A 22,779-nucleotide genomic window follows, 5' to 3' on the forward strand; every position below is an offset into this window, starting at 1 on the left:
GCGGGTGCGGTGTGGCGCTTCGGCAGTGCAGCGCCGGGAGTGGAGATGAGGGTGAAGATCAGGTTCTTCGAAAGTTACGAAAACCCTTTCGAAAAGGTATAGCGTGGTTTCGGAGGGCGCGTCAACCCTCGTTCCGATAACCTTTCAGCACGAAGGAGTGGGATGACGGATACGACTGGAGCACGAGCTGCGACCCTCAGTGACGTCGCCGCGCGCGCCGGAGTCTCGATCTCGACCGCATCCAAGGCGCTGAACGATCGGGGCGACGTATCGGTCGCCACCCGCGCCAAGGTGCGCGCGATCGCCGAGGAGCTGTCCTTCACCCCCAATGCCATGGCGCGAGGACTCCTCGCCGGGCGCACCGGCACGGTCGGCCTTCTCACCAGCGACCTCGAGGGCCGCTTCATGCTGCCGATCCTCATGGGCGCGGAGGATGCGTTCGGCGCAGGTCGCATCAACGTCTTCCTGTGCGATGCGCGAGGTGACGCGATCCGTGAGCAGCACCACCTGAAGGAGCTGCTGAGCCGCAGGGTCGACGGCATCATCGTCGTCGGCCGTCAGACGGATCCGCGCCCCTCGCTCGGGCAGGAGATCCCCGTGCCCGTGGTCTACGCGTACGCCCCCTCGGATGACCCGCGCGACCTCTCATTGACCCCCGACAACTACGCGGGCGGGCGTCTCGCGATCGAGCACCTGTTGGCCTGCGGACGTCGGCGCATCGCGCACATCTCGGGCGACCCGACCTATGCCGCAGCCCAAGACCGCCTCGCCGGCGCCAGAGCAGCACTCGGCGAGGCGGGGCTCGAACTCGTGGGCGAGCCCATGTTCTCGGAGTGGACCGAGCACTGGGGTCGGGATGCCGCGGCGATGCTGCTGCAGCGGCATCCGGACATCGACGCCGTGTTCTGCGGATCCGACCAGATCGCTCGCGGTGTGCTCGACTCGGCCCGCGATCTCGGCCGCACCGTGCCGGACGACCTCGCGGTGATCGGCTACGACAACTGGGAAGTGCTCGCGACCAACGCCCGGCCCGAGCTCACCAGCATCGACGCGAACCTGCAGCAGCTCGGTCGTCAGGCGGCGCTGCGGGTGTTCGATGCGATCGACGGCATCGACATCGGCGAAGGCGCGCACCACCTGCCGGTGCGGCTCGTGATCCGCGGATCGACCATCGCCCGGCGCTGAGGGGCGCTGCGCGCGCCGGAGTCAGGTCAGGCGTCGTCGCGCCAGGAGTGCTGCGGGTCGAACCCGAGCACGCGGCGGGCCTTGTCGATCGACAGCAGCGTCTCGTTCGGGCCGAACTCGCGGGCGACCGGCACATCGGGGAAGACCTCGGCGAGCAGCTCGGCGTTCGGACGCGTCATCACCGTGTCGGCCGCCGCGATGATGAAGTTGTCGAACCCGGGTGCCGCCACCTCGAGCGCACGCTCCACCGCCTGCGCACCGTCGCGTGCGTCGATGTATCCCCAGAGGTTCCACTTACGGCGCAGCGCATCGGCGTCGAAGTCGGGGAACTCGGCGTAGTCCTCGTGGTTCATCACGTTCGAGAACCGCAGTGCGGTGATCGACAGGTCGGGATGCCAGCGCACGAGCTCCCTCGCCAGCTGCTCCTCGAGGGTCTTCACGAGCGAGTAGACCGACTCGGGGCGGGCGGGGTAGTCCTCGTCGACCGGCACGTAGGGCGGCGGCACGTCGAACGGCAGGCCCAGCACGGTCTCACTCGAGGCGTAGACGACGCGGCGGATGCCGAGGCGCACCGCCGCCCAGAAGACGTTGAACGTGGCGGGCATGTTGTTGTGGAAGGTGGCGACGTCGCTGCGGATGCCGGGCGCCGGGATGGCGCCGAGATGCACCACGGCGTCGATGCCGTCGTGCCGGTCGCCGACGGCCGTGAAAGCATCCACGACCTGGCCGTAATCCGTGAGGTCCACCTGCACGAAGTCAGGGCCGCGGGTGCCTGAGACGTCCATGCCGATGACCTCGTGTCCGTGAGCGCGGAGCTCCCGCGCGACGACGCTGCCGAGCTTGCCCGATGATCCGGTGAGTGCGATGCGCATGTCACCAGAGTGGCACGAAGACGAGGCGCCGGGGCCGCTCGGCATACACTCGTCGGCGTGAGTGACACGAGCAGCGAGCCCCGCCGCACCGTCGGCGTGCGCGACGTCGCCGTGCGCGCAGGGGTGTCTCGGCAGACGGTGTCGCGCGTGCTCAACGACCACCCCGAGGTCGCCGCCGAGACTCGCGAACGGGTGCTTGCCGCGATGACCGAGCTCGGCTACCGCATGAACAACGCGGCCAGAGCGCTGGGCACCCGCCGCTCCCGCACCCTCGGGGTGCTCGCCACCGACGCACTGCACTATGGCCCGTCGCGCAGCATCGCAGCGCTCGAGGCGTCGGCCCGCGAGGTCGGCTACTGGCTGAGTGCGGCCTTCGCGGATGCGGGGGACACGGATGCCGTGGTCGCCGCGGTCGACCACCTCGTCATGCAGGGAGTCGAGGGCATCGTCGTCGTCGCGCCTCACGCCCACACCCTCGACGCGCTCGACTCGGTGCGCATCGGCGTGCCCGTCGTCACCCTGCACGCAGCCGATCGCGGCGCGCGCGGCCTCTCGGTCGATCAGGAGGCCGGGGCTCGACTCGCCGTCGCGGCACTCGCCGACGCCGGGCACACACGCATCGCGCACCTCGCCGGCCCCGCCGACTGGCTCGAGGCCGAGTCCCGCGCTGAGGGGTTCCGGGTCGAGCTCGCCGCACGAGGACTCGCCGCCGGACCGGTCATCGAGGGCGACTGGACCGCCGGCTCGGGCTATGCAGCGGCTCGCGCCGTGCGCGACTCGGGTGTGACAGCGGTATTCGCAGCGAACGACCAGATGGCCCTCGGTCTGCTCGGCGGTCTGCAGGAAGTCGGGCTCTCGGTGCCGGCAGACATCAGTGTGGTCGGGTTCGACGACACTCCGGATGCCGCCTACTACTGGCCGAAGCTCACGACCGTGCGGCAGGACTTCTCGGAATTGGCGCGTCGTGCGGTGGCGGCGGTGCTGGCGGGCAGTGCCGGAGCCGCGGCATCCGACCTCGCGCCGGTGGCACCCGTGCTCGTGACCCGCGATTCGGTGGCGCCGCCGCGCTGAAACGGCGCCAGGGTGTGTGCCGGCGCGCTGCGGGGTCAGTTCTGCCTGTGCGGCGCGATGCGGGGTCAGTTCTGCACGTGAATACGCCGTATCCGATGCGAAAGTGGCCCCGCACGAGACGGGAGATGCGAAAGTGACCCCGCACACGGCGACGCCGAGCGGTCGCCGGTGTCTTGACGGTCCGCCGACCTCCGTGACACACTGCTGTGACCGGTCACAGTGACCACCGCCGACCCCGAGGTATCCGTGAGCAACGAAGCCCCCGTCTTCTCCCCTGAGATCGACGCGTCCATCCAGGCCGTCCGCGAGGATGTCGCCCGTCTGCACGGTGAACTGGTCCGTTACGACCTCATCGTCTGGACCGGCGGCAACGTCTCGGGCCGCGTGCCCGGAGCCGACCTGTTCGTGATCAAGCCGTCGGGCGTCAGCTACGACGACCTCACGCCCGAGAACATGATCCTGTGCGACCTCGACGGCGCCGTGATCCCCGGCACTCCGGGCAGCGACCGCTCTCCCTCGAGCGACACTGCCGCCCACGCCTACGTCTACCGCCACATGCCCGACGTCGGCGGAGTCGTGCACACGCACTCGACGTTCGCCGTCGCGTGGGCAGCCCGTGGCGAAGAGATCCCCTGCGTCATCACGGCCATGGCCGATGAGTTCGGCGGTCCTATCCCGGTCGGTCCCTTCGCGATCATCGGCGACGACTCGATCGGCCGCGGCATCGTGCAGACGCTCACCGGCCACCGCAGCCGCGCGGTGCTCATGCAGAACCACGGTCCCTTCACCATCGGAGTCGACGCGAAGGATGCCGTGAAGGCCGCCGTCATGGTCGAAGACGTGGCCCGCACCGTGCACTACGCCCGTGAGGCCGGCCCGCTGATCCCGATTCCGCAGGAGGCCATCGACAGCCTCTTCACCCGCTACCAGAACGTCTACGGACAGAACTCGGACGCCCGACGATGAGCGACACGACCCGCACGACCGCCCGCGACGACATCCTCGCCGGCCGCACGAGCCTCGGCATCGAGCTCGGCTCCACGCGCATCAAGGCCTGTCTGATCGGATCCGACGCCACCGAGGTGCTCGCGACCGGGTCGTTCTCGTGGGAGAACCGCCTCCAGGACGGCCTCTGGACCTACGCGATCGACGAGGTCTGGAACGGACTGCAGGCGGCATACGCCGGTCTCGTCGCCGACGCGGACGAGCGCCACGGCGTGCGCCCCGAGACGTTCGGCGCGATCGGGATCTCGGCCATGATGCACGGATACCTCGCGTTCGATGCGCAGGGCGAGCTGCTCACGCCGTTCCGCACCTGGCGCAACACCAACACGGGCGCCGCGGCGGCCGAGCTGACCGACCTGCTCGGCGTGAACATCCCCCTGCGCTGGTCGATCGCGCACCTGCACCAGGCGGTGCTCGACGGCGAGGCGCACGTGCCGCAGCTCGACTTCGTCACCACCCTCGCGGGCTATGTGCACACGAGGCTCACGGGCGAGCGCGTTCTCGGTGTCGGCGACGCCTCCGGCATGTTCCCGATCGACTCGGCCACCGGAGACTACGACGAGCGGATGCTGCAGGCCTACGACGCCCTCGCCGCCGACCGTCTTCCCGCCGCAGCCAAGGACCTGCTCCCGACCGTCCTTCCCGCCGGCGCCGCCGCCGGGACGCTCACCGCCGAGGGCGCGGCCCTGCTCGATCCGTCGGGCGCGCTGCCCCCCGGCATCCCGCTCTGCCCGCCCGAGGGCGACGCGGGCACCGGCATGGTCGCGACGAACTCGGTGTCGCCGCGCACCGGCAACGTCTCGGCCGGAACCAGCATCTTCGCGATGGTCGTGCTCGAGCGCCCGCTCGCCGAGGTACACCACGAGCTCGACCTCGTGACGACACCCGCGGGCGACGCCGTCGCGATGGTGCACTGCAACAACGGCGCGAGCGAACTGGCCGCCTGGGCAGGGCTCTTCACCCGTTTCGCCGCCGCCGCGGGGCAGCCGCTGAGCGATGACGCGGTCTTCGACACCCTCTTCCGCGAGGCTCTCGACGGAGAGGCGGATGCCGGCGGCCTGCTGGCCTACAACCACCTCGCGGGCGAGCCGATCGCCGGCCTCACCGAGGGGCGCCCGCTGTTCGTGCGCACCCCCGACAGCGCCTTCACGCTGGCGAACTTCATGCGCTCGCAGCTGTACGGCGTGTTCGGCACGCTCGCGCTGGGGATGCAGGTGCTCGCCGCCGAAGGAGTCGAACTCGACCGCATGTTCGCGCACGGTGGCATGTTCCGCACCGCGGGGGTCGCGCAGCGTTTCCTCGCCGGAGCGCTCGGCGCTCCCGTCGCGGTGGGCGAGCTCGCCTCCGAGGGCGGCGCGTGGGGCATCGCGGTGCTCGCGTCGTACCTCGCGCACTCCGAGACGGCGTCGCTGGGGGAGTACCTCGAGCGCGACGTCTTCGCCTCGGCATCCCTCGCGGTCGCCGACCCCGACCCTGCCGACGTCGCCGGCTTCACCGCCTACCTCGACCGCTACCGCGCGGGCCTCGCGATCGAAGCCGCCGCGACCACCGCTCTCTGACCCCCACGCGCACTCTTCACGCCGACACCGGAACACCCAAGGACTCTCATGCCCCGCACCCCGCTCACCACTTCGCTCGACGGCTACGAGGTCTGGTTCCTCACCGGCAGTCAGCACCTCTACGGCCCCGAGACGCTCGCGCAGGTCGCCGAGCAGTCGCAGGAGATCGCCCGCATCCTCGACGAGGCCGGCGAGGTGCCCGTGACCATCGTCTGGAAGCCGGTGCTGACGGATGCCGCAGCCATCAAGCGCACGGCCCTCGAGGCGAACGCCGACGACCGGGTCATCGGCCTGATCGCGTGGATGCACACCTTCAGCCCCGCGAAGATGTGGATCGCCGGTCTCGACGCACTGCAGAAGCCGCTCGCGCACCTGCACACGCAGGCGAACGTCGAGCTGCCGTGGGCCGACATCGACTTCGACTTCATGAACCTGAACCAGGCGGCGCACGGCGACCGCGAGTTCGGCTACATCCAGACGCGCCTCGGCGTGCCGCGCAAGACCGTCGTCGGTCATGCGAGCGACCCGCGGGTGCGCCAGGAGATCGCGACGTGGCAGCGTGCGGCCGCCGGCCTCGCGGCATCCCGTTCGCTCAAGCTCGCCCGCTTCGGCGACAACATGCGCTTCGTCGCGGTCACCGAGGGCGACAAGACCGAGGCCGAGCTGCGCTTCGGCGTGCAGGTCAACACGTGGGGCGTGAACGACCTGGCGGATGCCGTTGCCGCGGCATCCGACTCCGAGATCGACGCCCTCGTGGCCGAGTACGAAGAGCTGTACGAGGTCGTGCCGGAGCTTCGTCGCGGTGGCGACCGCCACCAGTCGCTGCGCGACGGGGCCGCGATCGAGATCGGTCTGCGGGCGTTCCTCGAAGAGGGCGGCTTCGGCGCCTTCACGACCTCGTTCGAAGACCTCGGCGCCCTGAAGCAGCTGCCGGGCCTCGCGGTGCAGCGTCTGATGGCCGAGGGCTACGGCTTCGGCGCCGAGGGCGACTGGAAGACCGCGATCCTCGTGCGCGTCGCCAACGTCATGGGCGCGGGCCTGCCCGGCGGGGCGAGCCTCATGGAGGATTACACCTACGACATGACGCCCGGCGACGAGCTGATCCTCGGGGCGCACATGCTCGAGGTCTCGCCCTCGCTCACGACGGCGAAGCCGACCCTCGAGATCCACCCGCTCGGCATCGGCGGCAAGGACGACCCGGTGCGTCTGGTCTTCACCGCCGACCCCGGCCCCGCGATCGTCGTCGCCCTCAGCGACATGCGCGACCGCTTCCGCCTCACCGCGAACGTCGTCGAGAACGTGCCCCCGCGCCAGTCGCTGCCGAAGCTGCCGGTCGGCCGCGCCGTGTGGAAGCCGCAGCCCGACTTCACCACCTCGGCCGCCGCCTGGCTGACCGCGGGTGCTGCGCACCACACGGTGATGTCGACCGCCGTCGGGCTCGAGGCCTTCCGCGATTTCGCCGAGATGGCCGAGGTCGAGCTGCTCGTGATTGACGATGCGACCACGCTGCCCGAGTTCCAGAAGCAGGTCCGCTGGAACCAGGCCTACTACCGACTCGCGCAGGGGCTGTGATGACGGGAGCCGGCCGGCCGCGCTCGGGGCGTCAGCTGCGCATCACCGGGCACGGATACGAAGCCGTGATCGCGAGCGTCGGCGCCTCGCTGCGCCTGCTCGCATTCGAAGGACGCGACCTGGTCGTGCCCTTCGACGCCGACGAGGTGCGGCCCGGATACCGCGGCACCACCCTCGCACCGTGGCCCAATCGAATCGTCGACGGTCGCTACACGTTCAGCGGCGCCGAGCATCAGCTGGCCCTCACCGAGCCCGCTCGCGCACAAGCGCTGCACGGGCTGCTCGCCTGGGCCGAGTTCGAAGACCGACTGGTGCTCGACGACCGCGTCGTGCTCGCGGCCGTGATCGAGCCGCAGACCGGCTATCCGTTCCGCGTCGAGGTGGAGACCGAGTACCGCATCGACGGTGACGGCCTTCAGCAGACCGTCACCGCGCGCAACCTCGGGACGGATGCCGCGCCCTGGGGCACAGGGCCGCACCCGTATCTCGTCGCCGGACCCGATGGCCGGGTCGATGACTGGACGCTGACCCTGCCGGCATCCGAGGTGCTGACCGTCACCGACGACCGGCTGAGCCCGGTGGCGCTCGAGGGAGTGTCCGCGCATCCGCACTGGGACTTCCGCGTTGCGCGCCCGATCGCCGACGTCTTCATCGACCACGCGTTCTCCGGCCTCGCCCGCGAGGGCGGAGTCGCCGAGGTGCGCGTGGTGACGGATGCCGGAAGCGGCGTCGTCATGACCTTCGACGAGCGCTGCCCGTGGGTGCAGGTGCACACGGCCGACAACCCCGGCATCGACGCGATCCATCGCATCGGCCTCGCGGTCGAGCCGATGACCTGTCCGCCGGACGCGTTCAACTCGGGGACCGACCTGGTCGTGCTCGAACCCGGCGCGACGCACGCAGCATCCTGGCGGATCGCCGCCGTCTGACGCGTGGCGGCCGGCCGAGTCGCTCGCGGCACGGTCGTGGCGCCGATGCGGGGCCAGTTCGGCACCCGGGACCCGGTGCGGGGTCAGTTCGGCATCCGAATGGGGCGTTTCCGGTGCGCAACTGGCCCCGCACGCAGGGTGCGGGTGCGGGTGCGGGTGCAGGTGCGGGTGACGGATGTCGCGGCTGCGCACCGCGCCTCTCCGATCAGGCGAGTGCCGCGACCAGCGCCCGGGCTGCGGATGCCGACGACTGCGGGTTCTGGCCGGTGATGAGCAGTCCGTCGACGATGGTGTGATCGCTCCACGGGTCGGTCACGTCGATGTCGGCGCCGAGCTCGCGCAGAGAGGTCTCGAGCAGGAACGGCGCGCGGTCCGCGAGCCCTCCGAGGCGCTCCTCCTCGTCGGAGAATCCGGTGATGCGCCGTCCGGCGACGAGCGGCTCGCCCGCAGCATCGCGTGCGGGCAGCAGAGCCGCGAGCCCGTGGCACACCGCGGCCAGTGGACGTCCCGCCGCGACGGTCGCCGAGATGAGCGCCGCCGAATCGGCATCCACAGCGAGGTCCTGCATCGGTCCGTGCCCGCCGGGGTAGTAGACGGCCGCGTAGGCGGCGCCGTCGACATCGGCGAGCACCAGGGGAGTGCTGAGCCCCGGGATCTCCGCGAGCGCCGCGGCATCCCCGTCGCCGAGGCTCGACGCATCGGCGACCGGCTCGACACCGCCGGGTGTCGCGAACACCACGTCGTGCCCCGCGGCAGTGAGCAGGCGATAGGGGGCGAGCAGCTCTTCGGCCCAGTAGCCGGTGGGGTGCTCGGTGCCGTCGGACAGAGTCCAGGTGCGGGCGCCGGAGACGACGAAGAGGACGGATGACATGGATGCTCCCAAGGTTCGGACGACGGATGCCGTGCGGATGCGATATCCAGGACAACGGCCCGCCATGACGAACGATTCCGATAGATTGCCGATATGAGCAATCGGAATTCCGATGGATTGCCCGACCTGGGGCTGTGGCGCACCTTCCTCATCGCGCACCGATCCGGGTCGGTGTCGGCGGCGGCGCGCAGGCTCGGACTCGCGCAGTCGTCGGTCACGACGCAGTTGCAGGCGCTGGAGGCGAGCGTCGGCGAGCCGCTGTTCGTCCGTCATGCCCGCGGCATCCGTCCGACGCCCCGAGCCGACGAGCTCGCCGCGCGGCTCTCGGGCCCGCTCGACGCGTTGGCGGATGCTCTCGGCACCCACCCGGCCCTCGAACCGCCGGTCATCCGCCTCGGCGGGGCGGGGGAGTTCCTGGCCGCCGTCGCCGCCCCGGCTCTCGCGAGTGCTGTGGCCGGCGGACTGCGGCTTGCGGTGACCACGGGCCTGGCCGACGACCTGCTCGATCAGCTGAGGGTCGGCAGCCTCGAGCTGGTGATCTCCGCCGTGCGTCCTCGCGGACGCACGCTGCCGAGCATGCCGCTGTTCGACGAGGAATTCGTGCTCGTGGCCTCGCCGTCGCTGAGCATCGACCCGTCTCCGGCCCTCTCGCCGGACGCGCTCGCGCACGTACCTCTGCTGGCATACGACCGAGACGTCCCGATCGTCCGACGGTACTGGCGCCACGTGTTCGGCATCCGTCTCGACCGGGAACCGGCTCTCGTCTTCCCCGACCTGCGCGCGCTCGCCGCCGCTGCGGTTGCGGGGGCGGGCGTCACCGCACTGCCGACCTACCTGATCGCCGACGAACTCGCCGATGGCAGACTCGTCGACCTGCGACCCACCGAGGATCCGCCGATCAACACGCTGTATCTCGTGCGGCGACCGGGTCCGCTGTCCGACGGGGTCGCGGCCGTGGAGAAGGCGCTGCGCGCCGCCGTCGCCGACCTCTGACGCTCGTCGCGGCGGCGGTGCGGGGTCAGTTTCGCATCTGGAGTCCGGTGCGGGGTCAGTTTCGCATCCACCATCCGGTGCGGAGTCAGTTTCGCATCGGAAACGCCCGATTCGGATGCGGTAGTGGCCCCGCACAGATGCACTGCCCGGCCTCACAGATGTGCAGCCGCTCGCGCGGCGAACGCACACGACGGACGGATGCCGCACCTCACGGACGCACGCGTCTCGCGGGTGCACGCGACTCACGGATGCCGCGCCTCACGGACGCATGCACCTCATGCACGCCCCTCACGGACGGATCGCACACGGCAGGTGCGGCAGACCCGATGCGGCAGTGGCGACCGAGCCTCAGCGGTTGAGCCAGTGGCGCAGCGTGCGCGTGACCCAGGGCAGCACCCAGTAGGTCATGATCGGCGTGAGCACGACGGTCGTGGCGAGCACGCGCAGCCAGATCGGCAGCTCGTTCCAGCCGGGCACGGGGCTCAGCGCATAGGTGAAGGCGAGGTTCAGCGGGAAGAACCCGAGCCAGATCGACACGGCCTGCTTCCACCGCGGCGGAGTGCTGACCATCGCGACGGTGGTCGTCGAGCCGTCAGCGCGGGGGAGGGTGATGGTGTCGGTGGTCGGCTCGTCGAACCAGCCCTCGATGCCCGTGCGGCGGCGCACGCGCTCGCTGCGCACGAACTGCTCGCCGGTCGACTTCCACCACTCGCGCTCGCCCGACTGCTCCCACGCCACAAGCGACTTCTCGTCGGAGAAGCGGTACAGCATGTGCCAGACATGCGAGTCCTCGCCGTCGCGCACCCAGCCGGATCCGAGGAACCCCGGGTATCGGTGCGCCAGATTCACGCCGGTCTGCACCCAGGCGGTGGCGGCGGCGACATGCTCGGGGTCGACCTCGCGGCGGATGGAGACGGTGATGGGTTCGCTGGACATGGTGGGGTCCTCGGAAAGAGCGGATCGCCCGGGTCACGGGCGCCTCGACGGTGGGGGATGCGCCGGGGTGCGGGCGCGTATCCGATTGTATTTCGGATGCCGGGTGGCGCCGGTCGTTTTTCGCCGCGCGCGAAGACGGCATCTCGGGGTGCATGCCGATGCCGATGCCGATGCCGATGCCGGGTGCCGGGTGCCGGGTGCCGGGTGCCGATGCCGGGTACCGATGCCGGGTGCTTCAGAAGGCCGAATGCGCCTGCGACGGCCGGATGCCGGGAATCCGGCCGTCGCGGGCGCGCATGGCCGAGGCTGGTGCAGGGCAGCGACGCGGCATCCGTCCCCGCACTCCGCGACAGGGCGAGAATAGGAGGCATGAGCACGCGCAGCGAAGCCGTCCTGATCGATGTCGTCCGCACTCCCGTCGGACGCGGCAAGCCGGGCGGCGCGCTCTCGGGTGTGCATCCTGTCGACCTCGCGGCGGGTGCTCTCGCCGCGATACTCGAGCGCAGCGGGCTCGAGTCGAGGCAGATCGACGACGTGCTGCTCGGTTGCGTGAGTCAGGTGGGGGACCAGTCGTCGAACATCGCGCGGCAGGCTGTGCTCGCCGCGGGTTTCGACGAGTCGATCCCCGCGACGACGATCGACCGCCAGTGCGGGTCCAGCCAGCAGGCCGTGCACTTCGCCGCCCAGGGGATCATGGCCGGCGCGTATGACGCGGTCATCGTCGGCGGCGTCGAGTCGATGAGTCGGGTGCCGCTCGGATCGTCTGCGTCCGGCGGGTCGCCGATGTCGCCTCGCCTGCGTGAGCGCTACCCCGAGGGACTCGTGAACCAGGGCGTCTCGGCCGAGCTGATCGCCCAGCGCTGGGGCATCGATCGCGCAGCGCTGGATGAGTACGCCGCCGAGTCGCACCGCCGCGCGGCCGCCTCGTGGCACGAGGGATTCTTCGACCGCACCGTCATCCCGGTCGCCGAGGCTCCGGATGCCGCGGGCGACGAGACCGTGCGCGCCGGCACGACGGCCGAGGGGCTCGGGGGACTCAGCCCCGCGTTCCGCACCGACGCTCTTGCCGCCCGATTCCCGGACGTCGACTGGCGGATCACTCCCGGCAACTCCTCGCCGCTGACCGACGGAGCATCCGCTGCGCTCGTGATGAGCGCCGAGCGTGCCGAACAGCTGGGACTCACGCCGCGGGCGAGGTTCCACGCGTTCACGGTGGTCGGCGACGATCCGCTCATGATGCTGACCGGCCCGATCCCCGCGACGCGGCGCATTCTCGAACGCACCGGACTCACGATCGATGACCTCGACGCCTACGAGGTCAATGAGGCCTTCGCGTCGGTGCCCCTCGCCTGGGCCGCGGAACTCGGGGCGGATGCCGCCAAGCTCAACCCGCGCGGAGGGGCGATCGCCCTCGGGCACGCACTCGGTTCGTCGGGCACCCGCCTGCTCGGCACCCTGATCGACCACCTCGACGCGGTCGGCGGCCGCTTCGGGCTGCAGACCATGTGCGAGGGCGGTGGCATGGCGAACGCCACGATCATCGAACGGCTGTAGGCCGGCATCAGTCATCAGGCACCCGCTGTGCCCCTGCCGGGTCGATGTTCGCCGGACAAGACAGAGAAGACCCCCGCCGACCCGATTCGGCGGGGGTCTCTTCGGGAGCAGACGCTCACCGTATGCGCGGATGACGTGACTACCCGATCCGGTCTGAGTCTGTGTCCGCGCATCTGCAGTTGTAGTCGGCGAAGGTGTCCGGGCGGTGAACGCGGCGAGAAATCCTCCTCACCCGGGATTCGCGATCCTGGAAGCGTTTGCGACTTAAGACCATCAGCAACATTCACACCCCTGACTTTTCGCCAGAACACTACTGCAAGCGCTTGCAGTCATAGACCCCGCCCTGCTAGCTTCACTCGCAAGCCTCCGGACACGTCGTCGTGTCCGCCGCCATCAGGGAGCATCATTTGTTCAAGTCGGCTCGGTCGAAGACGACCGCTTCACGTCCGCTCGCCCTACTCGCCGCCACCGCGCTCGTCGTCTCGGGCTTCGGCGCGGCCGGCACTCTCGGCGGCTCATCCGCCGCGGCGGCCGATCGCACCGTGGCTCTCGTGGGCTCGCTGCAGTCCGAGCTCGGCTGCGCGGCGGACTGGGCGCCCGACTGCACCGAGACCGAGCTCGAGCCCACGGGCGCCGAGGGCATCTACTCCGCCGAGTTCGAGGTCCCTGCGGGCACGTGGCAGTACAAAGTCGCGGTGAACGACGGCTGGGACGAGGCGTACGGGCTCGACGGCGGGGCCGACGACATCCCTCTGACCGTGGCCGGCCCGACAACCCTCCGCTTCACGTTCGACGACACGCTCAAGCGCGTCGGGCTCGAGTCCACCGACCTGCGTGGCGGCTACACCTCCGACGATGAGGCGCTCATCGCGAGCCCGGCCCGACAGGCGGGTGCCGGCGAGCAGTTCTACTTCGTGATGACCGACCGCTTCGCGAACGGCGACACGGCCAACGACACCGGCGGTCTCGAGGGCGACCGGCTCACCACCGGTTTCGACCCCACGGACAAGGGCTTCTATCAGGGCGGCGACATCGCCGGAATCCGCGAGAACCTCGACTACATCGAGGGGCTCGGCACATCGGCGATCTGGCTGACGCCGAGCTTCGCCAACAAGCCGGTGCAGGGTGAGGGCGCCAACGCCTCGGCCGGCTATCACGGCTACTGGATCACCGACTTCACCCGCATCGACCCGCACCTCGGCACCAATGAGGAGCTGCAGGCGCTGATCGCCGACGCGCACGCCCGCGACATCAAGGTGTACTTCGACATCATCACCAACCACACCGCCGACGTCATCGACTACGCCGAGGGGCAGTACTCCTACATCGACCAGGCGACGAGTCCCTACACGGATGCCGCGGGCACGGCGTTCGACCCGGCCGACCACGCGGGCACCGACGGGTTCCCCGAACTCGACCCGGCGACGAGCTTCCCCTACACGCCGGTGATCGACGACAGCGAGGCCGACGTCAAGGTGCCGGCCTGGCTGAACGACCCGTCGCTCTATCACAACCGCGGAGACTCGACCTGGTCGGGGGAGTCGGTCACATACGGCGACTTCAGCGGACTCGACGACCTGATGACCGAGCACCCGACGGTGGTCAACGGCTTCGTCGAGGTCTACGACAAGTGGATCGACCTCGGCATCGACGGTTTCCGCATCGACACCGTCAAGCATGTGAACTTCGAGTTCTGGGAGAAATGGACGGCCGACGTCCTCGACTACGCGCACGAGAAGGGCAACGACGACTTCTTCATGTTCGGCGAGGTCTACGACGCCGACCCCGTGAAGCTCGCACCGTACGTGCGAGACACCGACATGAACTCGATCCTCGACTTCACGTTCCAGTCCTCCGCCGTCAGCTACGCGTCGGGCAATTCGGCCAAGGGCCTGCAGTCCCTGTTCGCGGGCGACGATCGCTACACGACACCCGACTCGTCGGCGACGGCACTGCCCACGTTCCTCGGCAACCACGACATGGGCAGGGTCGGATCCTTCCTCCAGACGACGGATGCTCCGCTCGAGCGCGACGAGCTGGCGCACGAGCTCATGTTCCTCACCCGGGGTCAGCCGGTCGTCTACTACGGCGACGAGCAGGGCTTCGCCGGCCCCGGCGGCGACAAGGACGCCCGGCAGTCGCTCTTCGCCACCCAGGTCGCCGACTACGCGAATCAGAACCTCATCACCGGCGAGCAGGCCGGCTCGGTCGACCGCTATGCGACGGATGCCGCGCTCTACGAGCACATCGCCGCGCTGTCAGAGCTCCGGGAGTCGAACCCGGCGCTCAGCGAGGGCGCGCAGATCGAGCGGTACGCGGCGTCCGGTGCTGGTGTGTACGCGTTCTCCCGCGTGGATGCCGACGACAAGGTCGAATACCTGGTGGCCGTGAACAACGCCGCCACCGCGCAGACGGTCGACCTCACCACGCTGACCGCCGACGCCTCGTACGAGGTGCTCTACGGTGACGCCGCGTCCCTCGCCACGGATGCCGGTGCGGCCGCCTCGATCACGGTGCCGGCTCTGTCGGCGGTGGTCTGGAAAGCCGACTCGACCGTCACGGCGCCGTCCGAGGCGGCATCCGTCGAGGTCGTCGTGCCCGCCGCCGGAGCCGGTGTCACCGGACAGTCCGCCGTGCAGGCCGACATCGCCGATCAGTGGGCGCAGACGAGCTTCGCCTGGCGCGTCGTCGGCTCCGAGGAGTGGCAGGCGCTCGGCACCGCGGAGGACACCGACCCCCGCGTCTTCCACGACATCCGCGATCTCGCGAACGGCACGCTCGTCGAATACCGGGCCGTGACGACGGATGCCGCGGGCAACCACGCCGCAGCCTCGACGTACGCGTCGGTCGGCAACGCCGTGACGCTGACGGCCGGCGAGGAGCCCGAGTCTCCGATCGACATGGTGACCGTGCCCGGCAGTCTCAACTCCGAGATGGGCTGTGCGGGCGACTGGGACCCTGCCTGCGAGAAGGCGAAGCTGACCCTGCGCGCCGACGGCGTATGGGAGGGGACCTTCGATCTGCCGGCCGGCGACTACGAGTACAAGGCGGCGATCAACGGCAGTTGGGCCGTCAACTACGGTGCGAACGGTGTGCCGGACGGCTCGAACGTCACGCTCACCCACGCGGGCGGGCCGATCACCTTCTACTTCGACCCGCGCACGAACATCGTGCAGTCCTCGGCCGACGGACCCATCGTGACGCTGCCGGGCTCTCTGCAGGACGAGCTCGGCTGCGCGGCGGACTGGTCTCCCGACTGCCTCGGCACCCTCATGGCCGACGGCGACCGCGACGGCGTCTACGAGTTCTCGACCGCCGACCTCCCCACCGGAGCCTACGAGCTCAAGGTGGCGCACGGCCTGAGTTGGGCTGAGAACTACGGCGCCGACGGAGTGCCGGGCGGCGCGAACATCTCGTTCAGCGCGGCCGAGGGCAGCGTGACGTCGTTCCGCTACACGCTGGCGACGCACGTCCTCGAGGTCGTGAGCGCGGACCCGCAGCTCCCCGGCACCGGAGAGCAGCGCGCACAGTGGGTCGACGCCGAGACGATCGCCTGGCCGGCGACTCTCGGGTCTGTCGACAAGGCCGCCTATCAGCTGTACTCCTCGGCGGACGCCTCGCTCGCGGTGGCAGACGGCGACATCGCGGGTGGCGAGTCGATCGCGCTCGAGGTGATCGAGGGCGGCCTGACGGACGAGCAGCTCGCCCGGTTCCCCGCGCTCGACGGATACCTCGCCCTGCGGGTGACGGATGCCGATGCGGCGGCACTGCTGCGCGCGCAGCTCGCGGTCGTCCAACGTGACGAGACGGGTGCGCCCTCCGCATTCACCGGCGTGCAGATCGCCGGGGTTCTCGACGATCTCTATGCCGCAGCCCTCGACGACGTCGACCTGGGCGTGACGTTCTCGGGCAAGAAGCCGACGTTCCGGCTGTGGGCGCCGACGGCGCAGAGCGCGACCCTTCTCACCTGGGACGAGGGCGCCGAGGGCGACCCCGCTCGGCACGAGGCCGCGTGGGATGCGGCGTCCGGCGTCTGGTCGGTCGCGGGCGCCAAGGATCTCAAGGGCGACGAGTTCCTGTGGGAGGTCGTGGTCTATGCGCCGACGACCGGTGCGATCGAGACGAACCGGGTCACCGATCCCTACTCGACGGCGCTCACTCTGAACTCGCGGCGTTCGGTCGCCATCGACCTCGACGACAAGGCCTGGCAGCCGAAGCAGTGGCAGAAGGCCGAAGCGCCGGTCGTCGAGCGCGCGGTCGACCGGGCGATCTACGAGCTGCACATCCGCGACTTCTCGATCAGCGACGAGACGGTTCCGGCCGACGAGCGCGGCACGTACCTGGCGTTCACCCGCGACAGCGCGGGCACCGATCAGCTGAAGCAGCTCGCGGATGCCGGAATCAACACCGTGCACCTGCTGCCCTCCTTCGACATCGCCTCGATCGAGGAGGACCGCGCAGCGCAGGCGGTGCCCGACTGCGACCTCGCCTCGTTCGGCCCGGCCGACGCGGCACAGCAGGCGTGCATCCAGGCGGTCGCGGATGCCGACGGCTTCAACTGGGGCTACGATCCGTACCACTACTCGACGCCAGAGGGCTCGTACGCGGTCGACGCCGACGGCGGCGCCAGGGTCAGCGAGTTCCGGTCGATGGTCGGCGCTCTCCATGACATGGACCTGCAGGTCGTGCTCGATGAGGTGTTCAACCACACGGCGGCATCCGGTCAGGCCGAGAAGTCGGTGCTCGACCAGGTCGTGCCCGGCTACTACCACCGGCTGAACGCGGCCGGCGGCGTCGAGACCTCGACGTGCTGCCAGAACGTCGCGACCGAGCACCTCGCCGCGCAGAAGCTCATGGTCGACTCGATCGTGACCTGGGCGCGCGACTACAAGGTCGACGGCTTCCGCTTCGACCTCATGGGTCACCACTCGACGACGAACATGCAGGCGATCCGCGACGCGCTCGACGCCCTGACCCTCGCGAAGGACGGCGTCGACGGTTCGGCGATCCATCTGTACGGCGAGGGCTGGAACTTCGGCGAGGTGGCGGACGATGCGCTGTTCGAGCAGGCCACCCAGGGGCAGCTGGGAGGCACCGGCATCGGCACGTTCAACGACCGCCTGCGCGACGCCGTGCACGGCGGCAGCCCGGTCGACTCGTCGTCGACGTTCCGTCAGGGCTTCGGCACCGGTCTCGGCACCGACCCGAACGGCGATCCGATCAACGGCACGGTCGAGCAGGCGCTCGCCGACCTCGGCCACGAGACCGATCTCGTCAAGCTCGGGCTGGCGGGCAATCTGCGCGACTTCGAGTTCACGACGAGCGACGGCTCGGTGACGGCGGGAGAGGCGATCGACTATCGCGGCTCCGCGGCGGGCTATGCCGATCAGCCGGACGAGACGATCAACTACGTCGATGCGCACGACAACGAGACGCTCTACGACCTCTCGGTGCTCAAGCTCCCGGTCGACACGACGATGGCCGACCGCGTGCGGATGAACACGCTGGAGCTCGCGACCGTGACGCTCTCGCAGTCGCCGTCGTTCTGGCACGCAGGCACCGAGCTGCTGCGGTCGAAGTCCCTCGATCGCAACAGCTACAACTCCGGTGACTGGTTCAACCGCATCGACTGGACCGGTCAGGAGTCGACGTTCGGCTCGGGGCTGCCGACCGCGGCAGGCAACGAGGAGAAGTGGCCGATCATGGCGCCGCTGCTCGCCGATCCTGCGCTCAAGCCGGCCGCGGCCGACATGGCGGCCGCAGAGGCATCCGCTCTCGATCTGCTGCGCATCCGCGACGAGGTCGATCTGCTGCGGCTCGGCTCGGCCGAGCTGATCCAGCAGAAGGTCACGTTCCCGAACGGCGGGGCGGGGGCGGCTCCGGGCGTGATCTTGATGCAGATCGACGACCTGACGGGTCCCGACGCCGACGCCGATCTCGACGGGGCGCTCGTCGCGTTCAACTCCTCTCCTGCGCCGGTCACGCAGACCGTCGCGGGGCTGGCCGGGCGTTCGTTCGCGCTGACCCCGGCTCAGGCGAACGGAGCGGATGCCGTGGTCAAGACCACGACCTGGGACGCCGCGACCGGCACCGTGACGATCCCCGCCCGGTCGGTCGCCGTGCTGGTCGACGACCAGGTGCAGCCGATCGATACGCGGGTGCGCGCCTCCTCCGACCTGCTGGTGAAGTCGGGCAAGAGCGCCACCGTGAAGGTCACCGTGGCGGCCGACGACGGCAGCGCGCCGGTGGGCACGGTGACGGTGCACGAACGCGGCAAGGTCGTCGCCACGGTCGAGCTGGCTCCCTCCGACAAGGGCAGGGTCACCGTCTCGGTGCCGAAGCTGAGCCGTGGGGTGCACCTGCTCACGGTCCGCTTCGACGGCACGGAGCCGTGGCAGGACTCCCGCAGCACGCGCAGCCTCCCGGTGATCGTCTATTGAGGTCGAGGGGTGCGGCCCGCGCGCCGCACCCCTCGACCCGCGCGACCGCGGCCGTCCTCGCGTGATCAGTCCCGCGCGTCGACCCCGCTCGTGTCGATGAACGCCCAGCCGTACGCACCGAGCTCGCGGCGCGCCGCGGTCGACCCCGTGAGCACATCGCGGCCGGGCACATCGACCGCCAACGGCTCCGCACTGTGGTTGATGGCGGTGAGGATGCCGCCTCGGCGTGCGATCTCGACGTGCTCGGGAAGGCCCTCGATCTCGGCGGTCACTCCCGCCTCGACGGCGAGCCAGCGCAGCACGGCTGCCATGCCGGCGTCGTCCGGGATCGTCGCGAGGTAGTAGCCGTTGCCGTCCCCGAAGGCCTTGCGGGTGAACGCCGCTCGCCCGGCGGTGCGACCCTCGGTGAAGCGACCCAGCACCTCGGCATCCTGCACGAGGAGCTCTTCCGCGAAGTACTGGCCGACGATCGTCCCCGCGGGGCCGTCCACTCGCGCCTCCGACTGGCCCGGCCCGTCGGGCACGGCGTGGCTCGCGACCTCTCCGGCAGAGTCGGCCGATCGCACCGACTCGGGCGGCACCAGCGCCCCGAAGTCCTCGAGCGCGACGCCGAGCGCGTCCCGCAGCGAGACGATGAAGCCGCCCTCGCGGAACGCGTCGTCCTGGTCGACGACATCGCTGAACGCCGAGACGAACAGGTTGCCGCCCTGCGCGACATACGCCGTGAGATTCGCGGCGCCCTCATCGCTCAGCAGATACTGCTGAGGCGCGACCACGAGTGAATAGCCGCGGAGATCGCTCGTCGTGTTCACGATGTCGACCGCGAGGTTCTGCCGATGCAGCGCCGCATGCCAGCGGTGCGAGAGCGTCAGGTAGTCGAGCACGATCGGGTGGTCGCGCCCGTCGATCGCCCACCAGTTCTCCCAGTCGAAGACGAGAGCGATCTTCGCCCCCGACGAGACGTCCGGCATCTCGGGGAGCTGCGCGAGCTGTCCGCCCAGCTCGACGACCTCCCGCCAGGTGCGGGTGTCGAGCCCGGCCTGCGGCACCATCGCCGAGTGGAACTTCTCGCTGCCGCGGCGCGACTGCCGCCACTGGAAGAACATGATCCCGTCGGCGCCTCGGCCCACCGCCTGCGCGCTGATCGCCGCCATCTGACCGGGTGCTTTCGGGGCGTTGGTGGGACGCCAGTTCAGGGCATTGGTGGACTGCTCCGTGAGGATCCAGGGCACCCCGGGCTTGAGACCGCGCATCAGCTCGCGTGCGAACGCGGCCCCGCGGAACGACTCGGGGTCGTTGGGATCGGGGTAGTTGTCGTCGCTGATCACGTCGACCTCGGCCGCCCACTTCCAGTAGTCGGCCGGCGGGAACGCGCCCATGAAGTTGGTCGTGATCGGCTGGGTCGCTCCCGCGGCGCGGATGATGTCGCGCTCCATCACGTACAGCTCGAGCAGGGTGTCGGAGGTGAACCGTTTGAAGTCCAGCACGCTGGTCGGGTTGATGCTGTACGGCGCCTTGCGCGGCGGCACGATCTGATCGAAGTCGGTGTAGCGCTGCGACCAGAAGTCCGTGCCCCAGGCGTGGTTGAGGGCGTCGATCGTCGCGTACCTGCGCTGCAACCATGCGCGGAACGCGTCGCGCGCGGCGTCGGAGTAGTCGTAGTGCAGATGGCATCCGTACTCGTTGTTGACGTGCCACAGCACGACGGCAGGATGCTGCGCGTAGCGCTCCGCGAGAGCGGTGACGAGTTCGGCCGCGAGGCGACGGTAGACGGGAGAGGAGGGCGCGAACGCCTGGCGGCTGCCGGGCCAGAACGTCGAGCCGTCGGCATCCTGCGGCAGCATCTCGGGGTAGGCGGTCGAGGCCCACGGCGGCGGGGATGCGGTGGCGGTGGCGAGGTCGACCTGGATGCCGCCCTCGTGCAGCAGCCCGATGATCTCGTCGAGCCACTCCCAGTCGAACTCGCCCTCGGCCGGCTGGATGCGCGACCACGAGAAGATCCCCAGGCTCACGAGCGTCACGCCGGCCTCGCGCATCAGCCGGACGTCGTCCGGCCACACCTCTCGCGGCCACTGCTCGGGGTTGTAGTCGGCGCCGTAGTGCATGAGTCTCCTGGGTCGGGTGTTCGGCCTGCTCTCTCGACCCTAGCGGGGAAGCGCTTTCCAGCACAGTCGTCCGGCGTACTTCCGCAACTGCAAGGACGCCCTAGTAAATATGCGGATGCCGAAGTACCATCGTCATAGTGCCAACGACGGCGCGAAGGGACATCGCACAATGACTCGTACCATTCCCCACTTCGTAGGCGGAAAGCACCTCACCCCCGAGGGAGGGCGCTTCGCCGACGTGTTCGATCCGAGCACGGGATCCGTCCAGGCGCGCGTGCCGCTGGCCTCCGCGCAGGAGGTCGCCGATGTGATCGCGAACGCCGAGGCCGCGCAGGTCGAGTGGGCGGCGACCAACCCCCAGAAGCGCGCACGGGTGCTGCTGCGCTTCCTCGATCTCGTGCAGCGCGAGATGACCGAGCTCGCCGAGCTGCTTGCGAGCGAGCACGGCAAGACGGTCGACGATGCGAAGGGCGACATCCAGCGGGGTCTCGAGGTCATCGAGTTCTCCGCGGGCGCGCCGCACCTGCTCAAAGGCGAGTACTCGACGGGTGCCGGCGCCGGCATCGACGTCTACTCGATGCGGCAGCCGCTCGGAGTGGTGGCGGCGATCACCCCGTTCAACTTCCCGGCGATGATCCCCCTGTGGAAGGCGGGCCCCGCCCTCGCCGCCGGCAACGCCGTGGTGCTCAAGCCCAGCGAGCGCGACCCCTCGGTGCCGGTGCGCATCGCCGAGCTGTTCCTCGAGGCGGGGCTTCCCGCCGGGGTCCTCAACGTCGTGCACGGTGACAAAGAGGCCGTCGACGCGCTGCTCACCGACGACCGCATCCGCGCCGTCGGCTTCGTGGGCTCGACGCCGATCGCCGAGTACATCTATTCGACGGCGGCCGCGCACGGCAAGCGCGCGCAGTGCTTCGGCGGCGCCAAGAACCACATGATCGTCATGCCCGACGCCGACCTCGACCAGGCCGTCGACGCGCTGATCGGCTCGGGATACGGATCGGCGGGCGAGCGTTGCATGGCGATCTCGGTCGCGGTGCCGGTCGGTCAGGAGACGGCGGATGCTCTCGCCGCCAAGCTCACCCAGCGCGTGGCGCAGCTGCGGATCGGCCCGTCCCTCGCCTCCGACGTCGACTACGGGCCACTCGTCACCCGGGCTGCCGTCGAGCGGGTCGAGGGGTACATCCAGCAGGGGGTCGACGAGGGCGCGACCCTCCTGGCCGACGGTCGCGGCTTCACGGTGCCCGGTCATGAGCAGGGCTTCTACCTCGGACCGACGCTGTTCGACGACGTGACCACCGACATGGCGATCTACCGCGAGGAGATCTTCGGACCGGTGCTCGTGATCGCCCGCGCCGCCGACTACGAGGAGGCGCTGCGCATGGCATCCGAGCACGAATACGGCAACGGCGTCGCGATCTTCACGCGCGACGGAGACGCGGCACGCGACTTCGCCGCACGGGTCGAGGTCGGGATGGTCGGCGTCAACGTGCCGATCCCGGTGCCGATCGCGTATTACACGTTCGGCGGCTGGAAGCGCAGCGGGTTCGGCGACCTCAACCAGCACGGCGCCGATGCCTTCCGCTTCTACACGAAGACCAAGACGGTCACGAGCCGCTGGCCGTCGGCCGGCATCCGCGACGGCGCCAGCTTCGTGATCCCCACCATGCACTGACCTCGCGACGCCCAC

14 protein-coding genes are annotated in these 22,779 nt (G+C 69.9%); 10 read left to right on the forward strand and 4 right to left on the reverse strand.

Going from position 1 to position 22,779, the window contains the following annotated elements; all coding sequences use genetic code 11:
• The first annotated feature begins 162 nt into the window (after positions 1–162).
• Positions 163–1,185 carry a LacI family DNA-binding transcriptional regulator gene (locus ASE34_RS17280; RefSeq protein WP_053097877.1) on the forward strand — a complete coding sequence of 341 codons (1,023 nt, stop codon included), beginning with the start codon at positions 163–165 and terminating at the stop codon, positions 1,183–1,185.
• A gap of 26 nt (positions 1,186–1,211) precedes the next feature.
• Here ASE34_RS17280 and ASE34_RS17285 read toward each other — a convergent pair whose 3' ends face one another.
• Complete coding sequence (locus ASE34_RS17285; RefSeq protein ID WP_056280600.1) at positions 1,212–2,057, reverse strand: NAD-dependent epimerase/dehydratase family protein; 846 nt, start codon at positions 2,055–2,057, stop codon at positions 1,212–1,214.
• Positions 2,058–2,114: 57 nt separating this feature from the next.
• Here ASE34_RS17285 and ASE34_RS17290 point away from each other — a divergent pair, with 57 nt between their 5' ends.
• The 5 genes from ASE34_RS17290 (at position 2,115) to ASE34_RS17310 (ending at position 8,193) form a co-directional block, all read left to right on the forward strand.
• Positions 2,115–3,128: a LacI family DNA-binding transcriptional regulator gene (locus ASE34_RS17290; protein ID WP_056280603.1), complete on the forward strand. Its 1,014-nt coding sequence runs from the start codon at positions 2,115–2,117 to the stop codon at positions 3,126–3,128.
• Positions 3,129–3,374: 246 nt separating this feature from the next.
• Complete coding sequence (locus ASE34_RS17295) at positions 3,375–4,094, forward strand: L-ribulose-5-phosphate 4-epimerase (RefSeq protein ID WP_056280604.1); 720 nt, start codon at positions 3,375–3,377, stop codon at positions 4,092–4,094.
• A complete protein-coding gene (locus ASE34_RS17300) occupies positions 4,091–5,692 on the forward strand; it encodes a xylulokinase (RefSeq protein WP_056280607.1) in 1,602 nt (533 codons plus the stop codon). Before ASE34_RS17295 ends, ASE34_RS17300 begins: the two co-directional genes overlap by 4 nt.
• Before the next feature lie 48 nt (positions 5,693–5,740).
• Positions 5,741–7,264, forward strand: coding sequence for an L-arabinose isomerase (gene araA / locus ASE34_RS17305; protein WP_056280610.1), 1,524 nt, complete (start codon positions 5,741–5,743; stop codon positions 7,262–7,264).
• Positions 7,264–8,193 carry an aldose 1-epimerase family protein gene (locus ASE34_RS17310; RefSeq protein WP_056280611.1) on the forward strand — a complete coding sequence of 310 codons (930 nt, stop codon included), beginning with the start codon at positions 7,264–7,266 and terminating at the stop codon, positions 8,191–8,193. Before araA ends, ASE34_RS17310 begins: the two co-directional genes overlap by 1 nt.
• Positions 8,194–8,398: 205 nt before the next feature.
• Here the strand turns inward: ASE34_RS17310 and ASE34_RS17315 are convergent, their stop codons facing one another.
• Entirely contained in the window at positions 8,399–9,064 is a 666-nt protein-coding gene (locus ASE34_RS17315) for a type 1 glutamine amidotransferase domain-containing protein (RefSeq protein ID WP_056280614.1), read from the reverse strand.
• A 93-nt stretch (positions 9,065–9,157) separates the two neighbouring features.
• Here ASE34_RS17315 and ASE34_RS17320 point away from each other — a divergent pair, with 93 nt between their 5' ends.
• Positions 9,158–10,057, forward strand: a complete 900-nt coding sequence (locus ASE34_RS17320; protein WP_056280618.1) for a LysR family transcriptional regulator — start codon at positions 9,158–9,160, stop codon at positions 10,055–10,057.
• Positions 10,058–10,405: 348 nt separating this feature from the next.
• Here ASE34_RS17320 and ASE34_RS17325 read toward each other — a convergent pair whose 3' ends face one another.
• Positions 10,406–10,993, reverse strand: coding sequence for an antibiotic biosynthesis monooxygenase (locus ASE34_RS17325; protein WP_053097861.1), 588 nt, complete (start codon positions 10,991–10,993; stop codon positions 10,406–10,408).
• A 369-nt stretch (positions 10,994–11,362) separates the two neighbouring features.
• Between ASE34_RS17325 and ASE34_RS17330 the strand changes: the two genes are divergently transcribed.
• Entirely contained in the window at positions 11,363–12,547 is a 1,185-nt protein-coding gene (locus ASE34_RS17330; protein WP_056280621.1) for a thiolase family protein, read from the forward strand.
• A 407-nt stretch (positions 12,548–12,954) separates the two neighbouring features.
• Positions 12,955–18,987 carry a pullulanase-type alpha-1,6-glucosidase gene (gene pulA / locus ASE34_RS17335; RefSeq protein ID WP_162253871.1) on the forward strand — a complete coding sequence of 2,011 codons (6,033 nt, stop codon included), beginning with the start codon at positions 12,955–12,957 and terminating at the stop codon, positions 18,985–18,987.
• Between the two features lie 65 nt (positions 18,988–19,052).
• Here pulA and ASE34_RS17340 read toward each other — a convergent pair whose 3' ends face one another.
• The gene (locus ASE34_RS17340) at positions 19,053–21,092 is read right to left on the reverse strand and encodes a beta-galactosidase (RefSeq protein WP_056280624.1); all 2,040 of its coding nucleotides are present in this window, start codon (positions 21,090–21,092) and stop codon (positions 19,053–19,055) included.
• A 169-nt stretch (positions 21,093–21,261) separates the two neighbouring features.
• Here ASE34_RS17340 and ASE34_RS17345 point away from each other — a divergent pair, with 169 nt between their 5' ends.
• Positions 21,262–22,764, forward strand: coding sequence for a CoA-acylating methylmalonate-semialdehyde dehydrogenase (locus ASE34_RS17345; protein WP_056280628.1), 1,503 nt, complete (start codon positions 21,262–21,264; stop codon positions 22,762–22,764).
• Positions 22,765–22,779 lie beyond the last annotated feature (15 nt).

Source organism: Microbacterium sp. Root280D1 (assembly GCF_001428975.1).
GTDB lineage: Bacteria > Actinomycetota > Actinomycetes > Actinomycetales > Microbacteriaceae > Microbacterium.